This is a genomic window from Candidatus Binataceae bacterium (genome assembly GCA_035500095.1).
GTDB lineage: Bacteria > Desulfobacterota > Binatia > Binatales > Binataceae > JAKAVN01.
The window spans coordinates 1-3,509 of sequence record DATJXN010000151.1 but is presented as its reverse complement, the minus strand read 5'-3'; the positions used below and the strand labels follow the sequence as shown (position 1 = coordinate 3,509).

The following is a 3,509-nucleotide window of genomic DNA, read 5'->3' as shown; positions in this document are numbered from 1 at the left end:
TGATCGGCAGCACCAGAGAAGGAGGTCGATGCGGCGCGCGGGAAGCTGCGGCGTCGGAGCAGCCGACAAAGAGGCCGCAGAATATTCTCGGCTTTAGAGACTGCTTTGAATCCTGCCTCGAGCAAATTCCTCCAAGGGTTCCCCATTGTGGGCGCTTCGCTAACTCTCTTCTTGACCGACGGCGCTCTGCTCGGTTTATGCTCTGCATTGGCGGTGTCCTCCTTCCTGCCGGTTCCCCGGCTGGGTCTCGTCAACCCGGAAGGCTACATCGCCTTTTCTCTATTTCCACACCTCTCGGCTATACCTCGGGGCGGGACCACAACTCGTCAGGATTTGTCGCGATCGCCCGCTTCAGTGTTACGAGCGCATCGCCAAGATCTCCTGTGATGCTTTGCGCGTCGGCCAGAAGAGTCAAATAGAAGCCCCTGAACTGGCGGTAAGAGAGCGACTCCATCTCATCTATTCCCGTACGAATAAGAACGGCCGCGTCACCGGGTTCGTTCAGGTGAGCTCTGGCGAAGCCGGCGTAGATCTTGCCGAGGCCGCTTGCCGTCGGTATGCCAAACGAATTGGCAGCACGCAGCCCCTCGTCGCAGGCATCACGCACCCGTGTGAAGTCACCCGTCAAAATATGAACCACCGAACCGTCAATTTCCGCGGACGCCTCATTGAATGGCTTCCCCGTATGGTGAGCGAGGGTGCGAGCCTCTTGAACCAAGCGCTGTGCCTGCTCAGGGCGGCCGAGTAACCATTCATTGACACTCGCCCAGGTCCGTGCTCCCACTCCCCAGTCCACGTACCGGCCGCGCCCGTCCTTTATGTCCTGATGCTCCAGCGCCTTTTGAAATTGGTGGCGCGATTCGACGAGATCCCCGCGACACAAGCGAGCGAGGCCCAACGCGTAATGCGCGAAGAGCAGAACCCCAGGACTGTTTGTTCGCGAAGCATCCTGCATCACCTGATCGGCAAGCAGCAAAGCTCGCCTCAAGTCCGAGCGCGTAATCGCGAGACCAAAGACGTATCTTCTGAGCCTCGCCAGGGAGGCTTCATCCCCAATCAATTCGGCCAACGCCAGAGATCGGGTATAAACCTCGTCCACATCGACCGCCGACCAACCCCGTGTCAGGGCCAATACGCCGCCGAGGGCGAGCTGAAGCCTTAGTTCCTGGCCGTCTCTTTCGAGCGATTCCGGTTGCGTCAACAACATCGCAAGCGCCTCGCGATAGTGCTGTTCGGTCTCCCGGTACGCTCGTCGCCCGGCGGCTCTTTCAGCCGCCAGTTCACAAAACCGCCCGGCCTTGTCCGGTCGGTTCGCCTGCCGGTAGTGACTAGCCAGCTCCGCCGCGATTTCGGCAGTTCGCTTGCCATAGGCCTGCTCCGTCCGTGCGGCTATCCGCTCGTGTAACTGGCCGCGCTGGCTGGGTGGTACGCGGTCGTAGAGCGCTTCGCGATAAAGCGAGTGATGGAAACGAATATTCGCCGCAACCGTGCCGTCGGGCCAGGTCGTGATCCCCTGGGTAGCGACAAACTGTTCTCGCCGCGCGAGAGCGGTGCAACAAGCCTCGATCTCGGTCGCTGGTTGCTGCAGCGCGGCCGCGATGGCCGCGGCCGAAAACTCGGCGCCCGCCACACTCGCAGCTTCCAGGACGCGCTGCTCATCCGGCGAAAGCCGTTGCAGGTTGCGTTCGATCATCTGTCGGATGTTGCGTGGCGGCTCGATCTTCTCCGCATCGGCCAGCGAGCCGCGATCGGCCAGGTACTCGATCACGTTCACCATGAAGAGCGGATTACCCTCGGTCCGCGCATAGACCACCGGAGCGAGGCTCTCCTCGCCGTCGCCAACTCTTTCCGCCACAAAGGCGGCTACGTCCGCTTCGGCAAGCAGCGGCAATCGTAGCTCGATCGCATGCCGGTGAAGTTCCAACTCCTCTTTCATCGCACGCAGCGGATGCTTTCCCGCCAGCATTTCGACCGGCCGATAGGTCCCGAGAATCATCAGCCGGGCCGGCTCGCTCCGGCGCGCAACCGTCGCGATCAGGTCGAGCGTCGATGGATCGCTCCACTGCAGATCTTCCAAATAAAGGACCACGGGCGTCTCTGCAGCGATCACTTCGAGCGCCTCAGCCATCTCGCGCAGCATCCGTAGTTGCGTCGTCCCTTGCGCGAGTCCTTGCAGCCGAGCGCGATCCTCCGCGCTAACGAGACTCGGCATCTGCGCCAACCAAGCGGGAGCGATTCGATGCAGAATCTCGACCAGCTTCTTGCCGCCGGGCTCGCGGCACAGTCGCGTCAGGGCTTCGAGAATCGGCAGATACGGCTCGCCCGCGCCATACTGGTCGACGCATTGCCCTCGCCCGATACGAATTGCCCGGTCGCCCGCGAGGGAATCGGCGAAGGCGCGCGTCAGCGTCGTCTTACCGATCCCTGCCTCGCCCGACACGAAGATCACTCGTCGCGCGCCGCGCCGGGTCTCTTCGAACCAATGGTTAAGCTGCGCCAGTTCCGTCGCGCGTCCAACCATTTTGGGGGCAGCGGATTGTCCCTGCGCATCGGGCGCACGCACCCCGGCTGCAGGCTTGAAACTCGAGAGCAGCGCCCGAATCGGACCACCATGCGTCCGCAGTGGTCGCGGGGCCCGCGCCTCGTGCCTGCGGAATTGCCGCTCGGCGAAGACCGACGCGACGGCGAACGCGAGCAGCGCGCTCAGGCTCCAATAGCGGTATCGCCAAAGATAATCGGTAAGCCGCGACAGGGCCGGTGCCGGCTGATTCCCGAGCCAGCCGTACAGATAGTTGACCGCCAGGCCGGCCGAGACAGTCCCAGCCGCAGCCCATAGCCGCCGCAGATGAGGCCACAGCCACCACATACCGCGCTATCCTAGCGCCGACTTCGATCTCTACCGCAACGGGTTCCCGCGCCCTTTGCGGCGATCGCTTTTCACGAAAGCGTCAGGGCGCGGCTTGATTCGTAAAAATCGCGCCTTTTTGCGCGGTCCCGCGCTTCGCCCCGAGACTGCGCGAGTGCGAGGGTGGGAGAGACCCTGTCCTTCGGTTGGCGGACGCGGGATCGGGCTCCTGTCTGTAAGCGGCGGCGCCATTCGTCGAGACCGATGCGGAGTCGGAAGCTTCGCTCGGAATCACTCAACATCCGGCGGCGAGAGCCTAAAGAGAACTTGCGCTGGGAGCACGCGGGCCGCTCTAATCACGAATCGTGGGCTCCTTCTACGACTTTGCCGAGGTCTGCCAGTCGCTCAGCCAGACCAATAGCCGCCTCCAGATAGCGGCGCTCGCCGCTGACTTTCTTGGCCGCTTCAGCCCGGAGGAAGCGGCGATCGCCGCGCGCTTCATGGTCGGCCGCGCGCTCGCCCAGGGAGGCGAGCCGCGCCTTAACGTGAGCGGCCGCGCGGTGTGGAAAATCGCCGCCGCGCTCGGCGGCGGCGAGGACCAGGGCGAAGACATCTTCACCGCCGCCGCCGACTTCGGCGAGGCGGTCGAGATGGTGATGCGAAT

At 63.3% G+C, this 3,509-nt stretch carries 2 protein-coding genes; one reads left to right on the top strand and one right to left on the bottom strand.

Features of this window, described 5'->3' with window-relative positions; translation table 11 throughout:
• Window positions 1-298: 298 nt before the first annotated feature.
• Window positions 299-2,866, bottom strand: coding sequence for an AAA family ATPase (locus VMI09_17060; GenBank protein HTQ26402.1), 2,568 nt, complete (start codon window positions 2,864-2,866; stop codon window positions 299-301).
• 344 nt (window positions 2,867-3,210) lie between these two features.
• Between VMI09_17060 and VMI09_17055 the strand changes: the two genes are divergently transcribed.
• Window positions 3,211-3,509 (top strand): hypothetical protein (locus VMI09_17055; GenBank protein HTQ26401.1); only part of this gene is annotated, 299 nt, incomplete at its 3' end.